This is a genomic window from Streptomyces sp. NBC_00691, from assembly GCF_036226665.1.
Taxonomy (GTDB): domain Bacteria; phylum Actinomycetota; class Actinomycetes; order Streptomycetales; family Streptomycetaceae; genus Streptomyces.
In genome coordinates, this window is record NZ_CP109007.1 from 6,015,523 (window position 1) to 6,040,128 (window position 24,606).

The window sequence follows — 24,606 nt, forward strand, 5'->3', positions numbered from 1 at the left end:
CGAGGGGCGTGCTTATCGTCAGGAAGACGACTATGATCGCGGCATGCCTCCCTACGACCCGTCGGCCTTTCCGCCCTTCGCCGTGACCGTCGATCTGGTCGTGCTCACCGTGCGCCGACATGCGCTCTGCACCTTGGTCGTACGGCGGGGGGAGGCGCCGTACCAGGGGCGTTGGGCCCTGCCCGGCGGCTTCGTGCGCGAGGACGAGGACCTCAGTGGTGCCGCCGCGCGTGAGCTGGTCGAGGAGACGGGCCTGTGCGCCCAGGATCCGGCCGCCCCGCCGCCCGTACCCAGTAACGGCGCGCACCTGGAACAGCTGGCGACGTACGGGGCGCCCGACCGGGACCCCCGCATGCGGGTGGTCAGCGTCGCGCATCTGGCGCTCGCCCCGGACCTTCCCGCGCCGCGGGCCGGTGGCGACGCGAACAGCGCCCGTTGGGCACCCGTCGAGGAGCTGCTCGGTGAGGACGCGCTCGCGGGGGCGGCGCAGGCCGCCGGAGCGGCCCGCGGCGTCGGCGGTGCCGGGGAGCCGTGGCGCGCCGGTGACGCGGCGGGTGACGAGAAGGAAGGCGGCCCGGCGGGGCTCGCCTTCGACCATGCCCGGATCCTCGCCGACGGAGTGGAGCGCGCACGCTCCAAGATCGAGTACTCGTCCCTGGCCACGGCCTTCTGTCCGCCGGAGTTCACGGTCGGAGAGCTGCGACGCGTCTACGAGGCCGTCTGGGGCGTGGCCCTGGATCCGCGCAACTTCCACCGGAAGGTGACCGGCACGCCCGGCTTCCTCGTTCCGGCCGGCGGTACGACGACTCGTCAGGGCGGGCGCCCTGCACAGCTCTTCAGGGCGGGTGGGGCCACTCTCCTCAACCCGCCGATGCTGCGCCCCGAAATCTGACCGACCGGTGCCTCCGGCACTCCTGGAGACCAACCCTGCGCTGAAAGTCCGAAATGTAGCGTTATCTTGCTGCGGTAGCGCCGCCCTGCCGCGGAGCGGTGTCACCTACCGCGAGAGAAGCGATGCTCCAGGCAATCGGACTGACCAGCACTCCCCGCCGCGATCGCCCGCCCGCCGTGGACGATCTGACCTTCGAGGCCCGGCCGGGCACTGTGACCGCTCTCCTCGGCTCCGCGGGCTCGGGCAAGACCACGGCGCTCCGGCTCATGCTCGAACTCGAGCCGGGCCGGGGGATCACCTACTTCCGGGGCCGGCCGCTGCACCGCATCGCCCACCCGCCGCGCGAGGTCGGCGTCCTCCTCGGGGACATCCCCGGGCACCCCTCCCGCACGCTCCGGGGTCAGTTGCGGATGCTCTGCGCCGCCACGGGGGTCCCCGCCGCCCGAGCCGGGGAACTCGCCCGGGCCGTCGGCCTCGACGGCCTGGAGCGCCGACGGATCGGCACCCTGTCGATCGGGGCGGATCGCCGACTCGGCCTCGCCTCAGCACTGTTGGGCGACCCTCACACCCTGCTGCTCGACGAGCCGGCCGCGGGACTCTCCGTACCCGAGAGCGCCTGGCTGTACGAGCTGCTCCGGGCGCACGCGGACGACGGGGGAACCGTGCTGTACACCACGGCGGACCCCAAGGACGCGGCCCGCAACGCCGACCGGGTCGTCGCGCTCGACGGCGGGCGACTCGTCGCCGACCAGGACGCCACCGAGTTCGCCCGTACCCGGCTGCGCCCCCGCGTCGCCGTCCGCACCCCGCAGGCCGCACGGCTCGCCGCCGTCGTGACCCAGGAGGCACGGGCCGCCCGGCGGCCGGTCGAGGTCGTCGCCGAGGACGGCAACCGGCTGTCCGTCTACGGGAGCGACTGCGCGGCCGTCGGTGACACGGCGTTCCGTCATGGCGTACCGATCCACCGGCTCGCCGCCGAGACCGGGGACACCGCTGACAACCGGCCTGCCCGGCGTACCCCGGCGGGAGGCGGCGGCAACGGTTCCGGCCCGGGGAGGGATGCCGTGCCCGGCGGTCCTGTGCCCGGCGGTCCCGTGTCCGGTGATGCCGCGCCCGGCGGCTCCGCGCCCGATGACGCCGCGTTCCGCGCCCCCGTGCCGCGCGAGGGCGTGGCCGGGGAGCCGGGTGGGGCACGGAGGCCCGCTCGCTCGCCCCTGCGGCCCTTGCGGTACGAGATTCATCGGCTCCTGGGGGTGCCGTCCACCCCGCTCGTCGTGGCGGCCGTCCTGATCGGCTCCGTCGCCATCGCCCTGCTGCTCGGGCGGGGCGGGCGCGCCGCCCTGCCCGCCGTCCTGGCCGGCTGGCCGGCGCTCTCGCCGCTGCCGCCCGCGGCGCTCGGCGCCGGCCTGCTCGGCGCCTTCTCCTTCGGAGAGGAGTACCGCTACCCCGCCCTCACCACGGGCCGGGGAGCCGTGCCGCGCAGGCCCGGGCTGCTGCTGGCGAAACTGGCCGTGGCGGCGGCCGTGGCGCTGGTGCTGGGGGCCGCCGTGGTCGTGGTGGATCTCGAGGTTCTGCGGTTCGTCTACGGCCGAGAGTTGATCTCCGTACCGAAGAACTGGCCTACTCTCTGCGCGAGTTGGCTAGGACTGATCGTCGGGTGCGCCTGGGCCGGAGTCCTCGGTGCCGGGGTGTTCCGGGCGGCAGCGGCCGGAGCGGCGGCGGTTCTCGCGGTGCCGGTCGCCCTCGTCCCGCTGCTCCAGAAGGTGCTGAAAGGACCTTCTGTGCGGTCGGCCGCCGGACTCCCCTCGCGACTCCGGGAGTTCGCCGGTCCACAGTGGTCCCCGGCGGTGGATCGCTGGCTGGCGGGAGCGTTGCGGGTGCTGGGGCAGCCCGCGGGAGTGGCGCTTTCGCTGACGTTGACCGGGTTGCTCTGCGCCTATGTGTTCACCGGCCTTCGCCGTAAGGCGCGTTGGTGATCACTTGCGGACCGAAAGGCTCCGTTTCGCGGCCAACTCCCTTGAGAAGTGACTGTTATGTCCGATTAATCGTCAATTGTGTAGGGGGTGCCGATCACCCTTTCGTGTGCTTTTCACCAAAGACCTCAAGGGTCACGGAAGCAACGCCGACAAAGGATGCGTGAGTACCCTTGCGCACACCATGATGACCGCCGCCCGCTCCGTCGACTCCGGCCTCGGCGCCACGGGCGATCTCGACCGCTACCCCTACGCGGAGGCGCCCGTCGCGGGCCGCGTGGGCCCGCCCTCCTGGGAGGGGGTGGACACCGACCTGGGCCGCGTCGGCCGCAGGAGCACCGGCAACCGGGGGCGCGGGCTGCACGGGCAGCTCGTCCAGCAGCTCGGTCAGATGATCGTCTCCGGCGATCTCGGGGCGGACCGCCCGCTCGTCCCCGAGGAGATCGGCCAGCGGTTCGAGGTCTCGCGCACCGTCGTGCGCGAGTCGCTGCGCGTGCTCGAGGCCAAGGGGCTCGTGAGCGCCCGCCCGAACGTCGGCACCCGCGTCAGGCCCGTCAGTGACTGGAACCTCCTCGACCCGGACATCATCGAGTGGCGGGCCTTCGGTCCTCAGCGCGACGACCAGCGCCGTGAGCTGAACGAGCTGCGCTGGACCATCGAGCCCCTGGCCGCCCGCCTCGCCGCCGGACACGGCCGTGAGGACGTGCAGCAGCGACTCGCCGACATGGTCGAGATCATGGGCCACGCGTTCGCCCAGGGGGACGGCATCACGTTCTCCCGCGCCGACACCGAGTTCCACTCGCTCCTGGTCCAGCTCGCCGGGAACCGCATGCTGGAGCACCTCTCCGGCATCGTCGGCGCGGCGCTCCAGGTGTCCGGCGGTCCCGTCACGGGCTGCGACCGTCCGAGCGAGGCCTGTCTCACGCATCACGCGCGGATCGTGGAGGCGCTCGCCGCGGGCGATGCCCTCGGCGCGGAGACGGCCATGCGGGCCCTGCTCACGGTCCACCCCGAGGTCGAGCGCGTCGTCCCCGCCCCCCGCGAACACTGACCCGCGGGCCGTGGCCGGGAGCGTGGAGGCGCGGGCATCGCGTGCCGCCGGGGCCGAGCGGCGCCCGGGGAGCCCGGAAGGGTTTCCCCGGCCGGCGCCAGGATTCCGGCAGAGTGAATGTACGCTTATATATCCCTCTGCGTTGATTTGTCGCACATGAGGTGTGACTCGGGCCACGAAGATTGGGCGTAACACTCCTCCGAGCCGTGCGATGACCTAAGAGGTGACAGCCGAGGAAGGAATACAGCAGCCGATGGAGGCGCTGTGCAGTTCCCCGGTCCAGCCCGCGCCGTCGGCACATTCCCCGTCGACGGTCGTCGGCTCCAGCCCGATCCAGGGCGGGGCCGGAAGCCGTTTCCATCGTTCCGAGAGGTTGTTCGTGTCGGCCAGCACATCCCGTACGCTCCCGCCGGAGATCGCCGAGTCCGAGTCTGTGATGGCGCTCATCGAGCGGGGAAAGGCTGATGGGCAGATCGCCGGCGATGACGTGCGTCGGGCCTTCGAGGCTGACCAGATTCCGCCAACCCAGTGGAAGAATGTTCTGCGCAGCCTCAATCAGATCCTCGAGGAAGAGGGTGTGACGCTGATGGTCAGTGCAGCGGAGTCGCCGAAGCGCGCCCGCAAGAGCGTCGCCGCGAAGAGCCCGGCCAAGCGCACCGCCACCAAGACCGTCACCGCCAGGACGACCGTGACGAAGACGACCGTCACGGCCGCCACGGCCTCCGCGGCAGAGGGCGCCGACCCGGCTGACGAGGCCGGATCCGCCGCCAAGAAGGCGGCCGCGAAGAAGACCGTCGCCAAGAAGACGGTGGCCAAGAAGACCGTCGCCAAGAAGACGGCGGCCAAGAAGACCACGTCCAAGAAGGACTCCGACGAAGCCGTCGAGGGCGAAGAGCTGCTCGAGGACGTCGCGACCGGCAAGGGCGAGGAAGAAGAGACCGAGGGCGAGAGCAAGGGCTTCGTCCTGTCCGACGACGACGAGGACGACGCTCCGGCGCAGCAGGTCGCCGTCGCCGGTGCCACCGCCGACCCGGTCAAGGACTACCTGAAGCAGATCGGCAAGGTCCCGCTGCTCAACGCCGAGCAGGAGGTCGAGCTCGCCAAGCGCATCGAGGCCGGTCTGTTCGCCGAGGACAAGCTCGCGAACTCGGACAAGCTCGCGCCGAAGCTCAAGCGCGAGCTGGAGATCATCGCCGAGGACGGCCGCCGGGCCAAGAACCACCTCTTGGAGGCCAACCTCCGTCTGGTGGTCTCGCTGGCCAAGCGCTACACCGGCCGCGGCATGCTCTTCCTGGACCTGATCCAGGAGGGCAACCTGGGTCTGATCCGCGCGGTCGAGAAGTTCGACTACACCAAGGGCTACAAGTTCTCCACGTACGCCACCTGGTGGATCCGTCAGGCGATCACCCGCGCCATGGCCGACCAGGCCCGCACCATCCGTATCCCGGTGCACATGGTCGAGGTCATCAACAAGCTCGCGCGTGTGCAGCGTCAGATGCTCCAGGACCTGGGCCGTGAGCCCACCCCGGAGGAGCTGGCCAAGGAACTCGACATGACCCCTGAGAAGGTCATCGAGGTCCAGAAGTACGGCCGAGAGCCGATCTCCCTCCACACCCCGCTGGGTGAGGACGGCGACAGCGAGTTCGGCGACCTGATCGAGGACTCCGAGGCGGTCGTCCCGGCCGACGCGGTGAGCTTCACGCTCCTCCAGGAGCAGCTGCACTCCGTCCTCGACACGCTCTCCGAGCGTGAGGCCGGCGTCGTCTCGATGCGTTTTGGTCTCACCGACGGCCAGCCGAAGACGCTGGACGAGATCGGCAAGGTCTACGGCGTGACCCGCGAGCGGATCCGTCAGATCGAGTCCAAGACCATGTCGAAGCTGCGTCACCCGTCGCGTTCGCAGGTGCTGCGCGACTACCTCGACTGATCACTGCCTCGACGGTCCGTGAGCGTGACGGGCGCGAGGCAGGAGCGGTACGCGGAAGGGCCCGGTTCCCCCAGGGGGAACCGGGCCCTCCGGCTGTGTGCGGGGTGCACGGCGCGGCCGCGTGCTGGACTCTGGGTGAAGAGACATCACCGGAGAGTCAGGAGGCTCCATGCGTGGTTCCCTCACCCGAGCGTTGACGGGTGCTCTGGGCCTGATCACGGCGGCGGCGGGGCAACTGGCCACCGCTCCCCCCGTGGCCGCCGACAGCGTCGTGGTGGGCGGCCGACAGGCCCAGATCACGGACGCGCCGTGGGTCGTGGCGCTGTCCAGCCGTGACCGGTTCGGGGGTACGCGCGCGGGCCAGTTCTGCGGGGGCGTGCTCGTGGCGCCGACCAAGGTGCTCACGGCGGCCCACTGCCTGGGTCGTGAGGTCCTCGGTGGTGAGCCGTGGGAGGTGCGCGACTTCGTGGCCATCGCGGGCCGTGCCGCGCTGCGTGGACAGGGCGGGCAGGAGGTGCGGATCTCGGACACCTGGGTCAATCCCGACTACGACCCGACGACGAACTCGGGCGACCTTGCGGTACTGACGCTGGTAAGCGCGCTGCCGCAGTCGTACGTGATCGGCGTGGCCCGCACGGGAGACGCGGCGTACGCGCCCGGCACGGAGGCGGACGTCTACGGCTGGGGCGACACGACCGGCAACGGGTCCTATGCGTCCTCGCTGCGGACGGCGCGGGTCCAGGTGCTGCCGGACAGCGCGTGCGAGCGGGCGTACCCCGGCGGCTTCGGCGTCCCCTACCGGGGCGAGACGATGCTGTGCGCGGGTGACCCGCGCGGCGGCAGGGACGCGTGCCAGGGCGACAGTGGAGGCCCGCTCGTGGCGAACGGGCTTCTCGTCGGCCTGGTGTCCTGGGGCAGTGGCTGTGGGCAGGCCGAGAACCCGGGGGTCTACACCCGCGTCTCGGCGGTGCTGCCGGAGAGTTTCTGATCCACGGCGGACAGTGGCGGTACGAGAACGGGCGGCCACCCCCCTGGGAATGCGGGGGTGGCCGCCCGTTGCCCGGTCATTGGCCGGATCTGGGCTCGTCGTGGATGCGAGACGTCAGTGGTCGTCGCCCTGCGTGCGGGCCGGCACGTCCGTCAGGCGGTCCGTCTCATCCTGTATCTCAACGGCGATCTTCTTGAGTTCCGGCTCGAACTTACGTCCGTGGTGGGCGCAGAAGAGCAAGTCACCTCCGCTGGTCAGGACGACACGCAGGTAAGCCTGGGCGCCGCAGCGGTCGCAACGGTCAGCGGCCGTCAGGGGGCTCGCGGGGGTCAGAACAGTAGTCACGTCGCCTCTTCTCTAGCTCGACGAGCTGTCGTACCAGGGTCAACATCCAACCAGGCCGAAAACGTTCCCGCTCGCGGCTTTTCCTTCAAACATCTTCGCAGGTGGCTGTCTGCTGCCGGTTGGCGGCGAATGAGCCGTATTGCGTCGCACTACGGATTTCGCGTTGCTTGTGTCGGTCCGTCCTCCCGGCGTGGTTGCCGGTTGTTGATGAGGACGTGCCCGGAGCCTAAATGGTTCATGCCTGGAAGGGAACGTGATGTTCGCGTCACCCCATCGAGGGATCGAACATCCATGCGAGGCTGGACTAGCATGAGGAATCGGGGAGGGTGGCGTAACAACGGCTCTACCAGGCATCGGTACCCTCTGACGGGTGACCGACGCCGGGCCTTACCCCACTGGGCCAGATTTCAAATTCAGCGAGGAGCGAACCGCGTGACCGCCGAAACGTCCGTGCCGTCCAGTGCGCTGCTGACCGCAGACCGTGACGCTTCCAATTACACCGCGCGGCACCTGCTCGTACTCGAAGGGCTCGAAGCGGTCCGCAAGCGCCCCGGTATGTACATCGGGTCCACCGACAGCCGCGGCCTGATGCACTGCATCTGGGAGATCATCGACAACTCCGTCGACGAGGCCCTCGGGGGCTACTGCGACCACATCGAGGTCGTCCTCCACGAGGACGGCTCCGTCGAGGTCCAGGACAACGGCCGGGGCATCCCGGTCGACGTCGAGCCGAAGACCGGACTCTCCGGAGTCGAGGTCGTCATGACCAAACTGCACGCCGGCGGAAAGTTCGGCGGCGGATCGTACGCGGCGTCCGGCGGTCTGCACGGCGTCGGCGCCTCCGTGGTCAACGCCCTGTCGGCCCGCCTCGACGTCGAGGTCGACCGGAGCAGCGCCACCCACTCGATCAGCTTCCGCCGCGGTGTGCCGGGCATCTTCACCGAGCAGGGCCCCGACAGCCCCTTCGACCCGGGCAACGGCCTGCGCAAGGGCAAGCGCGTCCCCAAGACCCGTACCGGCACGCGCGTGCGCTACTGGGCGGACCGGCAGATCTTCCTCAAGGACGCCAAGCTCTCCCTGGAGACGCTGCACCAGCGCGCCCGGCAGACCGCCTTCCTCGTGCCCGGCCTCACGATCGTCGTCCGCGACGAGCGGGACCTGGCGGGGATCGGCAAGAGCGAGGAGACCTTCCGCTTCGACGGCGGCATCAGCGAGTTCTGCGAGTACCTCGCGCAGGACAAGGCCGTCTGCGACATCCAGCGCCTCACGGGCCAGGGCACCTTCAAGGAGACCGTCCCGGTCCTCGACGAGCGTGGCCACATGACCCCGACCGAGGTCACCCGTGAGCTCGCCGTCGACATCGCCCTGCGCTGGGGCACCGGCTACGACAGCACGGTGAAGTCCTTCGTCAACATCATCGCCACGCCCAAGGGCGGCACCCACGTCTCGGGCTTCGAGCAGGCCGTGACCAAGACGGTGAACGAGGTGCTGCGCTCCTCGAAGATGCTGCGCGTCGCCGAGGACGACATCGTCAAGGACGACGCCCTGGAGGGGATCACGGCCGTCGTGACGGTCCGCCTCGCCGAGCCGCAGTTCGAGGGCCAGACCAAGGAGGTCCTCGGCACGTCCGCGGCCCGCCGGATCGTGGCGAACGTGGTCGCCAAGGAGCTCAAGGCCTTCCTCACCTCGACCAAGCGGGACGCCAAGGCGCAGGCCCGTGCCGTCCTGGACAAGGCCGTCGCCGCCGCCCGGACGCGCATCGCCGCGCGCCAGCACAAGGAGGCGCAGCGCAGGAAGACGGCGCTGGAGTCCTCCTCGCTGCCGGCGAAGCTGGCCGACTGCCGCAGCGACGACGTGGAGCGCAGCGAGCTCTTCATCGTCGAGGGCGACTCGGCCCTCGGCACGGCCAAGCTCGCCCGCAACAGCGAGTTCCAGGCCCTGCTGCCGATCCGCGGCAAGATCCTCAACGTTCAGAAGTCGTCCGTCTCGGACATGCTGAAGAACGCCGAGTGCGGGGCGATCATCCAGGTCATAGGAGCCGGCTCGGGCCGCACCTTCGACATCGACGCGGCCCGCTACGGGAAGATCGTCCTCCTGGTCGACGCCGATGTCGACGGCGCCCACATCCGCTGTCTGCTGCTGACGCTCTTCCAGCGCTACATGCGGCCGATGGTGGAGGCCGGGCGGGTCTTCGCCGCCGTGCCCCCGCTGCACCGGATCGAGCTCGTCCAGCCCAAGAAGGGCCAGGACAAGTACGTCTACACGTACTCGGACAACGAGCTGCGCCAGACCCTGCTGGAGTACCAGCGCAAGGGCGTCCGCTACAAGGACTCCATCCAGCGCTACAAGGGTCTGGGCGAGATGGACGCCGACCAGCTCGCGGAGACCACGATGGACCCGCGTCACCGCACCCTGCGCCGGATCAACATCGGCGACCTGGACGCGGCCGAGCAGGTCTTCGACCTCCTCATGGGCAACGACGTGGCGCCCCGCAAGGAGTTCATCACCGGCTCCGCGGCGACCCTCGACCGCTCGCGCATCGACGCCTGAGGCGCTCCACCCGTGGGTGGAGCCGTCCGCTCCACCCACGGGCCGATCACACGGCCTTCGACCCTCCGTAGCATTGTTGTGACGGAGGGGGACGGGCATGAACGAGAAGCACGAGCGGGCGGACACGGGGAGCGGCGCGGCTCAGGAAGGCTCCTGGAGCGCCTGGCCGTCGCGGGAGGCACTCACCCGCCTGGGTGTGCCCCGCGGCCGGATCGTCCTGGACTACAGCATGCTCACGGCCCTGAGCGTCTTCCTGCTCGCCGGCTGCTACAGCTCGGGAGGGTTCGGCGGCTGGCACGCGCTGTTCCCTCCCCTCGGTTTCGGGCTGTGCGCGGCCGCGGCGCTCGGGTACCACCACACGACCCTCGACCACCGGGCCGCAGCCTCGATGGGTCTCCTCGGGGTGATCGCCCTGTGCGGTCTCGGGGCCTACGCGGCCGGGGCTTCGACGCCCGCGACCGTGATGTGGATAGCCGTCTCGATCACGGCGATGGAGCGGCTGCCGCTGCCCCTCGGGCTGGCCACCGTGGCCGTGCTCGTCCCCGGCTTCGTGGAGGCGGACGACACCGGGGTCCTGGGAGCGGCCCTCACGACCGGGGCCGTGCTCCTCGCGGGCTACTCGCTCCGGCTCGACGCCCAGGCCCGCGGGGCCGGGTTCCAGCTGCTCGCCCAGGAGCGGCTGGCCCGGGAGGCCGAGGCCGCGTCGGCTGCGCTGGCCGAGAGAGCCAGGATCGCCCGCGAGATACATGACGTGCTCGCCCACAGCCTCTCCGCCCAGATGGTGCACCTGGAGGTCGCACGGCTCCAGATCGAGGCGGGTGCCGACCGGAGCGAGGTCCTCAAGCTGGTGACCTCGGCCCGCTCCATGGCCAGGGAGGGGCTCGCCGAGACCAGACACGCGCTGTCCGCGCTGCGCGGGGACATGGTGCCCGTCGAGGAGTACCTGCGGGAGCTGGCCCGGGAGGACCGCGCCGAGGTGGACGTCCGTGGAGAGCGTCGGAACCTGCCTGCCGAGGCCTCCCAGGCGGTGCGGCGGGTCGCGCAGGAGGCTCTGACGAACGTGCGCAAGCACGCCCCCGGCGCCCGGACACGGATTCGGTTCGCCTACGAGGCGCATGCGATCTCCCTGGAGATATGCGATTCGGGGCCACCTCCCACAGCCGAGGGTGGCGGGGAGGAGTACGGGCTCGGCTCGTCAGGCTCCGGGTACGGGCTGGTCGGCATGAGGGAACGGGCCGAGCTGCTCGGCGGGAGTCTGGACGCGGGGCCGGACGGGCCGGGATTCGCCGTGCGGCTGCGGGTGCCGGCATGAGCGTGGAGAAGAGGCCCGTGGGGCTGCCCCCGGCGGAGGACGTCGATTCCCAGGAGGAGGATCGGGCGGTGCGGGTGCTGGTCGCCGATGATCAGTCCGTGGTGCGCGAGGGGATCGTGATGCTGCTCGGGCTGCTTGCCGGGGTCGAGGTGGTCGGATCCGCCCGGGACGGGGAGGAGGCGGTCGCGCTCACCGCCGAACTCGCGCCCGACGTGGTCCTGATGGACCTGCGCATGCCGCGCTGCGACGGTGTCGAGGCCACGCGCAGGATCCGTGAGCGGCACCGAGGGACGGAGGTCGTGGTGCTCACCACCTACGCCGACGACGACTCGCTGTTCCCGGCCCTGCGGGCCGGGGCGCGGGGGTACCTGACCAAGGACGCGAGCGGGGAGGAGATCGTGCGGGCCCTGCGGGACGTGACCGACGGGCGGGCGGGACTTTCCTCCGCGGTGCAGCGGCGACTGCTGGAGCAGCTGTTGGAGAGGGGGGAGGGGGTCGAGAGGACGGGGCCCTCGGGTGGGAGCGGATCGGGGGCGGTGGAGGTGATGGCGACCGCGGGGTTCGTGGTCCCGGAGGCCGACGGGCTCACCGAGCGGGAGACGGAGGTGCTCGTGCTCGTCGCCGAAGGGCTCTCCAACCAGGAGATCGCCGGGCGGCTGAGGATCTCCACGGCCACGGTGAAGACCCATATCAACAACCTCTTCGCCAAGACGGGGGTGCGCGACCGGGCGCAGGCCGTGCGGTACGCATATCAGCACGGTCTGGTCAGGGCTCCTGGGCGGAAGGTCACCTGATGGGGTGAACAGGGGGAGGAGAAGAGTCCGGGATCTTCCCGCTCTGTCCATCCTTGGGACGCGGCCGAAACGGTTCGCTTGACAAGGAGAGTTGGCCGGTGGAGCAGGTGGACAAGCAGGAGGGGCTCGACGCTTCGGCGGTGCCCTTCGACGACCCCTGGTACGACGCGACGGCCTCCGGCCGGGACGGGCGCGTGGGGGCCGGGGCTCCCGGTGACGGACGCCCCGACGCGGTGCCGCGACAGCGGGTCCACTGCGCGGCGGAGATCTATCTGGAAGTGCAGCGGAGTCCTGCCTTCCAGGAAGTGCGGAGCCGCTACCGGCGGTTCGTCTTCCCGGCCGCCCTGGCGTTCCTGCTGTGGTACCTGGCCTACGTCGTGGCGGCGACCGCCGCTCCCGGCCTCATGGCGCGGCCGGTGGCCGGGGTGGTCAATGTGGCGATGGTCGCGGGGCTCGGACAGTTCCTGACCACCTTCCTGCTGACCTGGGCGTACGCGCGCCACGCGCGGCTGCGCAGGGACCGGGCCGCGCTCGACCTGCGCTGGGACACCCAGGAGATGACCCGAGGGATGGCGCAGCGGTGACCGCGAACCACCAGACCCTGGCGCTCGTGCTGTTCAGCGTCTTCATCGCCGTCACCCTGGGGATCACCACCTGGGTGAGCCGCAACAGGCGCGGTTCGGCGGAGGAGTTCTACGCCGGGGGCAGGCTCTTCTCGCCCCTGGAGAACGGCTTCGCCATCGCCGGCGACTACATGTCGGCGGCCTCCTTCCTCGGCATCTCCGGGCTGATCGCCCTCTACGGCTACGACGGCATGCTCTACTCCGTCGGATTCCTGGTCGCGTGGCTGGTCGTGCTGCTGCTCGTGGCCGAACTGGTCCGCAACTGCGGGCGGTTCACCCTCGCCGACGTGGTCGCCGCGCGGATGGCCGAGCGGCCCGTGCGGATCGCGGCGGGCACCTCCTCGGTGGCCGTGTCCGTGCTGTACCTCGTGGCGCAGATGGTGGGAGCCGGAAGCCTGGTCGCGTTGCTGCTGGGCGGCACCAGCGAGGCGGCCCGCTCCTGGACGGTGATCGGCGTCGGCGCGCTGATGGTGATCTACGTGTCGCTCGGTGGCATGCGGGCCACCACCTGGATCCAGATCGTCAAGGCGGTCCTGCTCATGGCGGGCACGATCGCGCTCACCGTCCTCGTGCTGCTGCGGTTCCACGGAGATGTGAACAGCCTGCTCTCCACGGCGGCCGAACGCAGTGGCCACGGCCTCGACTTCCTCGCCCCCGGTCTCCGCTACGGCGGCGACTGGACCTCCCGGCTCGACTTCATCAGCCTCGGCCTCGCCCTGGTCCTGGGCACGGCGGGACTGCCCCACATCCTGTCGCGCTTCTACACCGTGCCGACCGCCCGTGCCGCCCGCCGCTCGGTCGTCTGGTCCATCGGGCTCATCGGCAGCTTCTATCTGATGACCATCGTGCTCGGCTTCGGCGCGGCCGCCCTGATCGGCCCCGACGAGGTCCGCGCGTCCAACGCGTCCGGGAACACGGCCGTGCCACTGCTCGCCCTCGACCTCGGCGGCGGTTCGGGCTCCACGGGCGGCACCGTCCTCTTCGCGATCGTGGCCGCCGTGGCCTTCGCGACGATCCTCGCCGTCGTCGCGGGGATCACCCTCGCTTCCTCGGCCTCCGTCGCCCATGACCTGTACGCCTCGCTGCGCCGTCGGCACGCGAAGCAGTACAGCGAGGTGACCGTGGCCAGGGTCGCCGCCGCCGGGATCGGTGCCGCCGCGATCGGCCTGGGGCTGCTCGCCCGTGACCTCAACGTGGCCTTCCTCGTCGGGCTCGCCTTCGCCGTCGCGGCCTCCGCGAACCTGCCGGTGCTGCTCTACTCGCTGTTCTGGCGGAGGTTCACCACTCGGGGCGCCGTCTGGTCGGTGTACGGCGGTCTGATTCCGGCCGTGCTGCTGGTCCTGGTCTCGCCGGTGGTCTCCGGCAGTCCCGAATCACTCTTCCCCGGGGCCGACTTCCACCTGTTCCCGCTGCAGAACCCGGGAGCGGTCTCCATCCCGCTGGGCTTCCTCGCCGGGTGGCTCGGGACCGTGACGTCGACCGAGCCGCCCGACGAGGCGCGCCACGCCGAGACCGAGGTCCGGTCGCTGACCGGCGCGGGCGCCGTCTGACCGATCTCGCGCATCCGATCTCGTGACCGGCCTCGGGAACGGGGCCTTCGGGAACCGGCCTCGGAAACGGGGGCCTCGGGAACCAGGCCTCTGTCGTCCGATGGGCAGGCGTCGTCCGACGGGCCTCAGCCCGTTGAGGGTGAGGTCGCCCAGACGTAGCGGTGTTCCGGGCGGCCCGTCTCGCCGTAGCGGAGCGAGAGGCGGACCCTGCCGGTGCGTTCGAGGAGCTTGAGGTAGCGCTGGGCGGTCTGGCGGCTGACGCCGGACCGCTCGGCGATCTCCTGGGCGGAGAGCGGTCCACCGGCGGCGAGCAGCACCTGGCGGACCAGCTCGGCCGTCGTGGGGGAGTGTCCCTTGGGCAGGTCCGGGGCCACGGAGCCCGCCGACAGGACCCCGAAGATCCGGTCGACCTCGGCCTGTTCTGCCTCGCCCCCGCTCTCCAGGGTGTGGCGGAGGGTCGCGTAGGCCTCCAGCTTGGCGCGCAGCCCGGCGAAGTTGAACGGCTTGACCAGGTACTGGAGGGCTCCGTGCCGCATCGCGGCCTGGACGGTGGCCACGTCCCGGGCGGCCGTCACCATGATCACGTCGCACTGGTGGCCACGCGCGCGCAGCTCCCGTACCGCGGCCAGGCCGTTCTCGTCGGGCAGGTAGTGGTCGAGGAGGATCAGGTCCACCGGCCGCTCGTCCAGGGCGGCGAGCGCCTCGGCGGTCGTGTGGGCGAGGGCGGAGACGCGGAAGCCGGGCACCTTGGCGACGTAGGCGGCGTTGATCCGGGCGACCAGCACATCGTCGTCGACGACCAGGACGTCGATCATCGGGCCTCCTCGATCGGCTCGGAGAGTGGCGGCCGCGGCCTCCGCACGGTCGCGTCGGGCTCGGGTTCCGGTCCTCGTACGGCCGCGTCCGGATCGGGCTCGGTCAGGGCGTCCGGGAGGACGACGGTGAACTCCGCGCCCCCGTCGAGCCCGTCGGCCACCCGTGCGGTGCCGCCCCGGCGCTCGGCGAGCCGGCGCACCAGGGGGAGGCCGAGGCCGCGCTTCCCGTGCGAGGGAAGCGCCTTCGTCGACCAGCCCTCGGTGAAGATCAGCGCGCGGCGCTCCTCAGGAACCCCCGGGCCGCTGTCCGTGACCCGCAGCACGACCGTACGCCCCTCGGTGCGGAACGCGACGTCGATACGGGCGCCCGGGGTGCCGGCGAGGGCGTCCAGGGCGTTGTCGACCAGGTTGCCGACGACGGTGACCAGCTCGCGGGGGTCGACGAGCCGGTCCGGCAGCAGCGAGTCGGGGGTGAGCCGCAGCGAGGCGCCCCGCTCGGCGGCGACGGTCGCCTTGCCGACCAGGAGCGCCGCGAGGAGCGGGTCGTGGACCTTCTCCGTGACCTGTTCGGCGGTGGCCCGGTGTACGCCGACCACCTCGGTCACGAACTCCACGGCCTCCTCGTGCATCTCCAGCTCCAGGAGCCCCAGGAGGGTGTGCATCCGGTTGGCGTGCTCGTGGTCCTGGGCGCGCAGGGCGTCGATCAGGCCCCGGGTGGAGTCCAGCTCGCGACCGAGCCGCTCCAGCTCGGTGCGGTCGCGGAGGGTCGCCACGGCGCCGCCGTCGTCGGTCGGCATCCGGTTGGCGATGAGCACCCGTTGCCCGCGGACGGTGAGCAGGTCCTCGCCCGTCACCCGGCCGGCCAGGACGTCGGCGGTACGGCCCCGGCCGAGGACCTCGTCGAGCGGCCGGCCCGCCGCCTCGGGGCCGAGACCGAGGAGCCGCTGGGCCTCGTCGTTCATGAGCCGGACGGAGCCGTTGCGGTCCAGGGCCACGACGCCCTCGCGGATGCCGTGCAGCATGGCCTCGCGTTCGGCGAGCAGCGCCGAGATGTCGGAGAAGGCCAGGTCGTGGGTCTGCCGCTGCAGACGCCGGGAGATCAGGTACGCCGCCAGGGCGCCGGCCGCGAGCGCCCCGCCCGCGTAGGCGAGGAGGCCGGGGATCGCGGCGAGGAGACGGTCGCGGACGCTGTCGTACTCGATGCCGACCGAGACCGCGCCGACGATCCGCCCGTCCGCGTCCCGCAGCGGCGTCTTGCCGCGCGCCGAGCGGCCCAGGGTGCCGCTGTCGATCTCCATCACCTCGTGCCCGGCGAGGACGTCCGTCGGATCGGTGGAGACGCGCCCGCCGATCGCGGCGGGATCCGTGTGCGACCAGCGCACCCCGCGCGTGTCCATCACGACGACGTACTCGGCGCCCGTGGAGGTCCGGATCCGCTCGGCCTCCGTCTGCACCGGCCCGCGCGCCGACGGAGCCGTGCTCGTGAGATCCGCGGCCAGCCGGGGCGACGCCGTGGTTCCCGCGATGGCCAGGGCGCGCCGCATCGCCTGGTCGTCCAGCTGGGCGCTGAGCGGGGCCAGGAAGAGGCCGGTGGCGAGGACGGTGACACCGGTCGCGATGGCCAGCTGCATCAGCAGGACCTGCGAGAAGACCCGCTGCGGCCAGCCGAACCGCCGACGGCGCGCACGCGGGCGCGGGGGGCTGGTCTGTGCGGGGCTCATGCCGGAAACGGTAAGGGGCCACGCGCCGGGACCGGAAACGTCGACGGCCCGGATGCCTATCCTGGGGGTTTCCCACGACCGTGGGTCCGAAGGAACCGGAGGCACGTCCCTTGACCACGCAGCAGATCCCCGTCGTCGTCCTGGCCGGGTTTCTCGGGGCCGGGAAGACCACACTCCTCAATCATCTGCTGCGCGGTTCCCGGGGCACCCGCATCGGCGTCATGGTCAACGACTTCGGCGACATCGGCATCGACGCGATGAGGATCGCCGGCCAGGTCGGCTCCACCGTCTCCCTCGGCAACGGCTGTCTGTGCTGCGCCGTCGACGCGAGCGAACTCGACGAGTACCTGGAGGTCCTCACCCGCCCCGAGTCGCGCCTGGACGTGATCGTGATCGAGGCGAGCGGCCTCGCCGAGCCGCAGGAACTGGTCCGGATGGTCCTCGCCAGCGAGAACGAGCGGATCGTGTACGGCGGGCTCGTCCAGGTCGTCGACGCGGCGGAGTTCTCCGCCACGCGGGAGCGGCACCCCGATACCGACCGGCACCTGCCGATCGCCGACCTCGTGGTCGTGAACAAGGCCGACCGGGTCTCCGCCGCCGAGCTGCTCGACGTCCACGAGGCGGTGCGGGGTCTCGCCGGGAAGGCCGTGGTCGTCGAGGCGACGCACGGGCGGATCGACCCGGAGCTGCTCTTCGACCGGGTCGTGCCCGAGGGGGAGATCGAGGGACAGATGTCCATCGAGGACATCCTTTACGGGGACGGGGACGGGGACGACGGAGGCGCGCACGGGGGCGGGGACGCGCGGGCCCACACCCACACCGCGTACGAGACCGTCTCCCTGACCGCAGCGGATCCGCTCCACCCGCGCCGTCTGATGGCCTTTCTGGACGCGCGGCCCGAGGGTCTCTACCGGATCAAGGGCTTCGTGGACTTCGGCGCCGCCGATCCGGACAACCGTTACGCCGTGCACGCGGTCGGCCGTTTCCTGCGCTTCTACCCCGAGCGGTGGCCCGAGGGTGAGGAACGGCTCACCCAGCTCGTCCTGATCGGCTCCGGCGTGGACGCGGCCGGTCTGCGCAAGGAGCTCGCGGCGTGCGAGCGGAACGGGCCGGGGGACATCCCCGACGAGACGAGCATGTGGGGTGTCCTGCGGTACGTGCAGCGCACGGAGGACGAGCCGGAGGCGTCCTCCTAGGACCCCTCCGCACGCCCCAGGCCGATCCCTCGCCACCAGAGTCACCAGAGTCACCGGGGCACCAGCGACCCCGGGGCCACCAGCGACCCCGGAGGCGTCCTGGTCGCCCAGGACGCCTCCGGTGCGGCTCCGGTCAGACCGCCGGGCTCGCCAGCACGTCCACCGGGTGGGCGAGCGGGGTTCCCGAGCCGTCGCGGCGGGGATCGATCTCCGGGAGTTCCACCGGGGTGCCGGTCTTCTGCGCGGCGCGGGCCGGGGTGGTGCCCGCCCAGGCCAGGATCAGGACGTCCTCGCCCTTCAGGAAGCGCTGGCAGCGGACGCCGCCGGTCGCGCGGCCCTTGCGCGGGTACTGGTCGAAGGGCGTCAGCTTCGCCGACGTGGCCGCCGAGGAGTCGAGCGTTCCCGTGGATCCCGCGACGGTGAAGACCACGGCGTCCGCCGCCGGGTCGACCGCCGTGAACGAGATCACATCGGCGCCGTCCGCCAGTTTGACGCCCGCCATACCGCCGGCCGGCCGGCCCTGGGGCCGTACCTGCGCGGCCGGGTAGCGCAGGAGCTGGGCGTCGGAGGTGATGAAGACCAGGTCCTCCTCGCCCGTCCGCAGCTCGGTCGCGCCGACGATCCGGTCGCCCTCCTTGAGGGTGATGACCTCCAGCTCGTCCTTGTTCGCCGGATAGTCCGGGACCACGCGCTTCACCACGCCCTGGAGCGTGCCCAGGGCGAGCCCCGGCGAGGCCTCGTCGAGGGTGGTCAGGCAGACCACGGTCTCGTCCGCCTCCAGGGACAGGAACTCGGAGAGCGGCGCCCCGCCCGCCAGGTTCGGTGCGGACGCGGTGTCCGGGAGCTGCGGCAGGTCGATCACCGCGATCCGGAGCAGCCGGCCGGCCGAGGTCACCGCGCCGATGTCACCGCGCTGGGTGGCGGCCACCGACGACAGGATCACGTCGTGCTTGACGCGGGTGGCGTCCGGGTCGACCGGGGGCAGCTCCGCCGTCGCCGTGCGGGCGAGGAGCCCGGTCGAGGAGAGCAGCACGCGGCACGGGTCGTCCGCGACCTCCAGGGAGACGGCCGCGACGGGCGCGCCCGCCGACTCGAGCAGGACCGTACGCCGGTCGGTCGCGAACTTCTTCGCGACCGCCGCCAGTTCCGCCGAGACCAGCTTGCGCAGTTCCGCGTCGGAGTCGAGGATCCCGGTCAGCTCGTCGATCTCGCCGTTGAGCCGGTCCTGCTCGGTCTCCAGCTCGATGCGGTCGAACTTGGTGAGGCGGCGCAGCGGGGTGTCCAGGATGTACTGCGTCTGGATCTCGCTGAGCGAGAAGCGCTCGATCAGGCGCTCCTTGGCCTGCGCCGAGTTCTCGCTCTCCCGGATCAGCCGGATGACCTCGTCGATGTCGAGCAGGGCGACGAGCAGGCCCTCGACCAGGTGGAGCCGGTCGCGCTTCTTGGTGCGGCGGAACTCGGAACGGCGGCGGACGACCTCGAAGCGGTGGTCGAGGTAGACCTCCAGGAGCTCCTTGAGGCCGAGCGTCAGCGGCTGGCCGTCCACCAGCGCCACGTTGTTGATGCCGAAGGACTCCTCCATCGGCGTCAGCTTGTAGAGCTGCTCCAGGACGGCCTCGGGCACGAAGCCGTTCTTGATCTCGATGACCAGGCGCAGGCCGTGGTTGCGGTCGGTCAGGTCCTTGACGTCCGCGATGCCCTGGAGCTTCTTGGAACCGACCAGGTCCTTGATCTTGGAGATGACCTTCTCGGGGCCGACCGTGAACGGCAGCTCGGTCACGACGATGCCCTTGCGGCGCGCCGTCACCGTCTCCACGCTCGTCGTGGCGCGGATCTTGAACGATCCGCGGCCCGACTCGTACGCGTCCTTGATGCCGGAGAGGCCGACGATCCGGCCGCCGGTCGGCAGGTCGGGGCCGGGCACGAAACGCATCAGCGTCTCCAGGTCGGCGCCCGGGTGACGGATCAGGTGACGGGCGGCCGCGACGACCTCGCCGAGGTTGTGCGGGGGCATGTTGGTCGCCATGCCGACCGCGATGCCCGACGCGCCGTTGACCAGGAGGTTCGGGTAGGCGGCGGGCAGTGCCACCGGCTCCCGCTCCTGGCCGTCGTAGTTCGGCGAGAAGTCGACCGTGTCCTCGTCGATGGACTCGGTCATGAGCAGGGCGGCCGGGGCCATCCGCGACTCGGTGTACCGCATGGCGGCCGGCGGGTCGTCGTTGCCCAGGGAACCGAAGTTGCCGTGGCCGTCGACCAGCGGGACACGCATGGAGAAGGGCTGTGCCATGCGGACCATGGCGTCGTAGATCGACGCGTCGCCGTGCGGGTGGAGCTTGCCCATCACCTCGCCGACGACGCGGGCGCACTTGACGAAGCCCCGGTCGGGCCGGAGCCCCATCTCGTTCATCTGGAAGACGATGCGTCGTTGGACGGGCTTCATGCCGTCACGGGCGTCCGGGAGGGCACGCGAATAGATCACCGAGTACGCGTACTCGAGGAAGGAGCCCTGCATCTCGTCGACAACGTCGATGTCGAGGATTCGCTCCTCGAACGCGTCGTCCGGCGGCGGTGTCTTCGTGCTGCGGCGGGCCATCGCGGCTGCGGCTCCTTCACCAACAAGGTTGATCTGACGCGGACCATTGTGGACCGTGCCACCGACAACGCCGACCGCGACCCGGAAGAGGGACATCTCCGGGGGGCGGGAACTTCGCCAGGTGTCGGCGCGCTTGCATACAGTGGCAGGACTTTTTCACATCGCGATCGAAGGGACGTACATGCCCATGGGTCACACGGCCACGGCCGAGGCCGGCTCCGGCGGCCTGACAGCGACCGAGCACCGGTTGGCGAACGGCCTGCGTGTGGTGCTCTCGGAGGACCACCTGACCCCGGTCGCCGCGGTCTGCCTCTGGTACGACGTCGGCTCGCGGCACGAGGTCCCGGGCCGCACGGGCCTCGCCCACCTCTTCGAGCACCTGATGTTCCAGGGCTCGAAGCAGGTCCACGGGAACGGGCACTTCGAGCTGGTGCAGGGCGCGGGCGGCTCGCTCAACGGCACGACGAGCTTCGAGCGCACCAACTATTTCGAGACCATGCCCACGCATCAGCTGGAGCTCGCGCTCTGGCTGGAGGCCGATCGCATGGGCTCGCTGCTCGCCGCCCTGGACGACGAGTCCATGGAGAACCAGCGGGACGTCGTCAAGAACGAGCGCCGCCAGCGCTACGACAACGTGCCGTACGGCACGGCCTTCGAGAAGCTGACCGCCCTCGCCTACCCGGAGGGGCACCCGTACCACCACACGCCGATCGGGTCGATGGCCGACCTGGACGCGGCCACGCTGGAGGACGCGCGGAACTTCTTCCGCACGTACTACGCCCCGAACAACGCCGTGCTCTCGGTCGTCGGCGACATCGACCCGGAGGAGACCCTCGCCTGGGTCGAGAAGTACTTCGGCTCCATCCCGGGCCACGACGGCAAGCCCGCGCCGCGCTCCGGCGGCCTTCCCGAGGTCATCGGCGAGCAGCTGCGCGAGGTCGTCGAGGAGGAGGTCCCGGCCCGCGCGCTGATGGCCGCCTACCGGCTGCCGCACGACGGCACGCGCGCGTGCGACGCCGCCGACCTGGCCCTGACGGTCCTCGGCGGCGGCGAGTCCTCCCGGCTGCACAACCGTCTGGTCCGCCGTGACCGTACGGCCGTAGCCGCGGGCTTCGGCATGCTGCGGCTGGCCGGCGCGCCCTCGCTCGGCTGGCTCGACGTCAAGACCTCCGGAGGCGTCGAGGTCCCGCAGATCGAGGCGGCCGTCGACGAGGAGCTCGCCCGGTTCGCCGCCGAGGGCCCCACGCCCGAGGAGATGGAGCGCGCGCAGGCCCAGTTGGAGCGCGAGTGGCTGGACCGGCTCGGCACCGTCGCGGGCCGCGCCGACGAACTGTGCCGGTTCGCCGTCCTGTTCGGCGACCCGCAGCTCGCGCTGACCGCCGTCGACCGCGTCCTCGCGGTCACCGCCGACGAGGTGCGGGCCGTGGCCGCGGCCACCCTGCGCCCCGACAACCGCGCGGTGCTGGTCTACGAGCCCCTGGCGACCGAACAGAGCGACACCGCCGACGGCGACGACGAGGAAGAGGGAGCGGACCAGTGACCGACGCCGCCGCGTCTTTGACGAGCATGGACTTCCACCCGCAGCCGACGCCCGGCGTCGCCCGCCCCTGGGCCTTCCCGGCCCCGGACCGCGGCGCCCTGGACAACGGCCTGACGGTCCTCACCAGTCACCGCCCCGGCCAGCAGGTCGTGGCCGTGGAGATCTTCCTGCCGGCCCCGCTGGACGCCGAGCCCGCCGGGCTCGACGGCGTCGCCACCATCATGGCCCGCGCGCTCTTCGAGGGCACGGACCAGCAGAGCGCCGAGGAGTTCGCGGCCGAGCTGGAGCGCTGCGGCGCCACGCTCGACGCGCACGCCGACCACCCGGGCGTGCGGGTCTCCCTGGAGGTTCCCGTCTCCCGGCTGCCCAAGGCGCTCGGTCTGGTCTCCGAGGCCCTGATCGCGCCGGCGTTCCTCGAGACCGAGGTCGAGCGCCTGGTGCGCAACCGCCTCGACGAGATCCCGCACGAGACGGCCAACCCGGGCCGCCGCGCCGCCAAGCAGCTCTCCAAGGAGCTGTTCCCGGCCGAGGCCCGGATGTCCCGGCCGCGCCAGGGCACCGAGGAGACCGTCGAGGCGATCGACGCCGCCGCGGTCCGCGCCTTCTACGAGGCGTACGTCCGGCCCGCCACGGCCACCGCCGTGGTCGTCGGCGACCTCACGGGCGTCGACCTGGACAAGGTCCTCGCCGAGACCCTGGGCGCCTGGACCGGTGAGCCGGCCGAGGCGCTCCCGATGCCGCCGATCACCGCCGACGACACCGGAAGGGTCGTCATCGTGGACCGTCCCGGGGCCGTCCAGACCCAGTTGCTGATCGGCCGGGTCGGACCCGACCGCCACGACAGCGTCTGGCCGGCCCAGGTCCTGGGCACGTACTGCCTCGGCGGCACCCTCACCTCGCGGCTCGACCGGGTCCTGCGCGAGGAGAAGGGCTACACGTACGGCGTGCGTGCCTTCGGGCAGGTGCTCCGCTCGGACGGCCGGGGGAACGGCGCCTCGATGCTCGCCATCAGCGGTTCCATCGACACGCCCAACACCGGTCCGGCTCTTGACGACCTGTGGAAGGTGCTGCGGACGCTGGCCGCGGAGGGTCTCACCGACGCCGAGCGGGAGACGGCCGTGCAGAACCTGGTGGGCGTCGCGCCGCTCAAGTACGAGACCGCCGCCTCCGTCGCCGGGACGCTCTCCGACCAGGTCGAGCAGCACCTCCCGGACGACTACCAGGCCCAGTTGTACGCCCGGCTGGCCGAGACCGGCACGGTCGAGGCGACCGCGGCCGTGGTCAGCGCCTTCCCCGTGGACCGGCTCGTCACCGTGCTCGTCGGCGACGCGGCGCAGATCGCGGAGCCGGTGCGCGCGCTCGGGATCGGTGAAGTGACCGTCGTGACCGGCTGATTCAGGCCGCCGGCACGGCGACGGAGGACCCCGACGACATGGTTCGTCGGGGTCCTCCTGTTTGTCCGTATTGAGATTAAGGATGGTTGTATGCCCTGTGGCATGTCTTACAAAATGCGTGTCCGGTTGGTGATTGAAAGACGATCCGCATAGCGTCAGGCCGTCTGTTCGTCAGTTGCACGTGCCGCACCCGCGGCATCGGACAGACATCGCCGAGTCCCCGTCAGGCGCGAGCCTGGGGAGCCGGGGACCCACACGTAGTCCCTGGGGTGAATCGGGCGCCTTCGTCTCGTACGGAGGGGCTCGTAGGAGACCTTCCTGCTCCGAACCCGTCAGCTAACCCGGTAGGCGAGAGGGAAGGAAAGGATCAGCCCCTACATGGCGTTCACCCGTGCCACCGGGAAGCATCGTGCTCCGAGCCGGATGGCGCGCCGCGGCGTGGGCTTCGCCGGCGCGGCGACGCTCGCCACCACCGGCGTCATCGGAACCCTCGCTTCCCCGGCGCTCGCCGCCGACACGGACCACCGCTCTCCCGAGGACACCGGTATCACCAAGGTGATCACCGAGGACGACCTCGCCGAGCGGATCGCCGCCCAGGCCGCCGCCCAGGAGCAGGAGGCCTTCGAGGTCGCCGCCAAGGCGAAGGCCAAGGCCGAGGCGAAGCGCAAGGCCGAGGCCCGCGCCAAGGAGATCCGCGAGGCCGAGCAGCGCGCGGCCCGTGAGGCCGAGCGCCGTCGTCTGGCCTCCTTCCAGCTGCCCGTCGAGGGCTCGTACGTGTCCACCGGTTACAAGACCGGCGGCTCGCTCTGGTCCTCCGGCAGTCACTCCGGCATCGACTTCCACGCCGCCTACGGCAGCAGCGTCGTCTCCGTCGGCTCGGGCACCGTCGTCGAGGCCGGCTGGGGCGGCGCGTACGGCAACAACATCGTCATCCGGATGAACGACGGCACGTACACCCAGTACGGTCACCTCTCCTCCATCGGGGTCTACGTCGGCCAGAGCGTCGAGCCGGGTGAGCGGATCGGCATCTCGGGCTCGACCGGCAACTCGACCGGCCCGCACCTCCACTTCGAGGCCCGGACGACCGCCGAGTACGGCTCCGACATCAACCCGGTCGCGTACCTCCGCGCCCGCGGCGTCAACGTCTGATCCAGGACGCCCCTCGCGCGGGGCCGGCGGTCGTCCCGCCCCTCCCTCGCAAAAGCCCCGGCTCGTACAGAGCCGGGGCTTTTCGTCTGTCGCTGCACACCGATATTCCGTCGGGGCATCGGAAATTCCGGCGCGCTGCAATAGAGTCGCAGATCGGGCGCAGAACAGGCGCCGTCGGAATTGACTCGCGCGG

General features: G+C 71.2%; 18 protein-coding genes and 1 riboswitch. Of the genes, 14 read left to right on the forward strand and 4 right to left on the reverse strand.

Going from position 1 to position 24,606, the window contains the following annotated elements; all coding sequences use genetic code 11:
* Positions 1-43: 43 nt before the first annotated feature.
* The 5 genes from OG392_RS27260 (at position 44) to OG392_RS27280 (ending at position 6,831) form a co-directional block, all read left to right on the forward strand.
* Positions 44-892, forward strand: a complete 849-nt coding sequence (locus OG392_RS27260) for an NUDIX hydrolase (protein ID WP_329283785.1) — start codon at positions 44-46, stop codon at positions 890-892.
* A gap of 122 nt (positions 893-1,014) precedes the next feature.
* On the forward strand, positions 1,015-2,868 hold the full coding sequence (locus OG392_RS27265) for an ABC transporter ATP-binding protein (protein WP_329283786.1): 1,854 nt from the start codon (positions 1,015-1,017) through the stop codon (positions 2,866-2,868).
* A gap of 160 nt (positions 2,869-3,028) precedes the next feature.
* Positions 3,029-3,916, forward strand: a complete 888-nt coding sequence (locus tag OG392_RS27270) for a FadR/GntR family transcriptional regulator (RefSeq protein ID WP_329283787.1) — start codon at positions 3,029-3,031, stop codon at positions 3,914-3,916.
* 379 nt (positions 3,917-4,295) lie between these two features.
* Positions 4,296-5,843 carry an RNA polymerase sigma factor gene (locus OG392_RS27275; protein ID WP_329283788.1) on the forward strand — a complete coding sequence of 516 codons (1,548 nt, stop codon included), beginning with the start codon at positions 4,296-4,298 and terminating at the stop codon, positions 5,841-5,843.
* A gap of 169 nt (positions 5,844-6,012) precedes the next feature.
* Positions 6,013-6,831 carry a S1 family serine peptidase gene (locus OG392_RS27280; protein ID WP_329283789.1) on the forward strand — a complete coding sequence of 273 codons (819 nt, stop codon included), beginning with the start codon at positions 6,013-6,015 and terminating at the stop codon, positions 6,829-6,831.
* A gap of 114 nt (positions 6,832-6,945) precedes the next feature.
* Here the strand turns inward: OG392_RS27280 and OG392_RS27285 are convergent, their stop codons facing one another.
* Positions 6,946-7,176 (reverse strand): DUF7455 domain-containing protein, encoded by a 231-nt coding sequence (locus OG392_RS27285; protein ID WP_015036683.1) that lies wholly within the window; start codon positions 7,174-7,176, stop codon positions 6,946-6,948.
* A 432-nt stretch (positions 7,177-7,608) separates the two neighbouring features.
* On the opposite strand from OG392_RS27285, the gene OG392_RS27290 reads away from it, so the two are divergent.
* From OG392_RS27290 to OG392_RS27310, 5 genes are all read left to right on the forward strand, one after another.
* Positions 7,609-9,726, forward strand: coding sequence for a DNA gyrase/topoisomerase IV subunit B (locus tag OG392_RS27290; RefSeq protein ID WP_329283791.1), 2,118 nt, complete (start codon positions 7,609-7,611; stop codon positions 9,724-9,726).
* 97 nt (positions 9,727-9,823) lie between these two features.
* Positions 9,824-11,038 carry a sensor histidine kinase gene (locus OG392_RS27295; RefSeq protein ID WP_329283792.1) on the forward strand — a complete coding sequence of 405 codons (1,215 nt, stop codon included), beginning with the start codon at positions 9,824-9,826 and terminating at the stop codon, positions 11,036-11,038.
* On the forward strand, positions 11,035-11,832 hold the full coding sequence (locus OG392_RS27300) for a response regulator transcription factor (protein ID WP_329283793.1): 798 nt from the start codon (positions 11,035-11,037) through the stop codon (positions 11,830-11,832). Before OG392_RS27295 ends, OG392_RS27300 begins: the two co-directional genes overlap by 4 nt.
* Before the next feature lie 98 nt (positions 11,833-11,930).
* A complete protein-coding gene (locus OG392_RS27305) occupies positions 11,931-12,416 on the forward strand; it encodes a DUF485 domain-containing protein (protein ID WP_443054894.1) in 486 nt (161 codons plus the stop codon).
* Positions 12,413-14,005 (forward strand): solute symporter family protein, encoded by a 1,593-nt coding sequence (locus tag OG392_RS27310; protein WP_329283794.1) that lies wholly within the window; start codon positions 12,413-12,415, stop codon positions 14,003-14,005. Before OG392_RS27305 ends, OG392_RS27310 begins: the two co-directional genes overlap by 4 nt.
* 125 nt (positions 14,006-14,130) lie before the next feature.
* Here the strand turns inward: OG392_RS27310 and OG392_RS27315 are convergent, their stop codons facing one another.
* Entirely contained in the window at positions 14,131-14,820 is a 690-nt protein-coding gene (locus OG392_RS27315) for a DUF7342 family protein (RefSeq protein ID WP_329283796.1), read from the reverse strand.
* Positions 14,817-16,541, reverse strand: coding sequence for a sensor histidine kinase (locus tag OG392_RS27320; RefSeq protein WP_329283798.1), 1,725 nt, complete (start codon positions 16,539-16,541; stop codon positions 14,817-14,819). The genes OG392_RS27315 and OG392_RS27320 overlap by 4 nt, the downstream gene beginning before the upstream one ends.
* Positions 16,542-16,651: 110 nt before the next feature.
* Here OG392_RS27320 and OG392_RS27325 point away from each other — a divergent pair, with 110 nt between their 5' ends.
* Positions 16,652-17,737 (forward strand): CobW family GTP-binding protein, encoded by a 1,086-nt coding sequence (locus tag OG392_RS27325; RefSeq protein ID WP_329283799.1) that lies wholly within the window; start codon positions 16,652-16,654, stop codon positions 17,735-17,737.
* Positions 17,738-17,870: 133 nt separating this feature from the next.
* On the opposite strand, the gene OG392_RS27330 is transcribed toward OG392_RS27325, so the two are convergent.
* The gene (locus tag OG392_RS27330; protein ID WP_329283800.1) at positions 17,871-20,330 is read right to left on the reverse strand and encodes a DNA gyrase/topoisomerase IV subunit A; all 2,460 of its coding nucleotides are present in this window, start codon (positions 20,328-20,330) and stop codon (positions 17,871-17,873) included.
* A gap of 181 nt (positions 20,331-20,511) precedes the next feature.
* Between OG392_RS27330 and OG392_RS27335 the strand changes: the two genes are divergently transcribed.
* The 3 genes from OG392_RS27335 (at position 20,512) to OG392_RS27345 (ending at position 24,413) form a co-directional block, all read left to right on the forward strand.
* Positions 20,512-21,870: a M16 family metallopeptidase gene (locus OG392_RS27335; RefSeq protein WP_329283801.1), complete on the forward strand. Its 1,359-nt coding sequence runs from the start codon at positions 20,512-20,514 to the stop codon at positions 21,868-21,870.
* Positions 21,871-21,896: 26 nt separating this feature from the next.
* Positions 21,897-23,264 carry a M16 family metallopeptidase gene (locus OG392_RS27340; RefSeq protein ID WP_329287485.1) on the forward strand — a complete coding sequence of 456 codons (1,368 nt, stop codon included), beginning with the start codon at positions 21,897-21,899 and terminating at the stop codon, positions 23,262-23,264.
* A 200-nt stretch (positions 23,265-23,464) separates the two neighbouring features.
* Positions 23,465-23,630, forward strand: a riboswitch (cyclic di-AMP (ydaO/yuaA leader).
* A gap of 12 nt (positions 23,631-23,642) precedes the next feature.
* Positions 23,643-24,413 (forward strand): M23 family metallopeptidase, encoded by a 771-nt coding sequence (locus OG392_RS27345; protein WP_329283802.1) that lies wholly within the window; start codon positions 23,643-23,645, stop codon positions 24,411-24,413.
* The last annotated feature ends 193 nt before the right edge of the window (positions 24,414-24,606 follow it).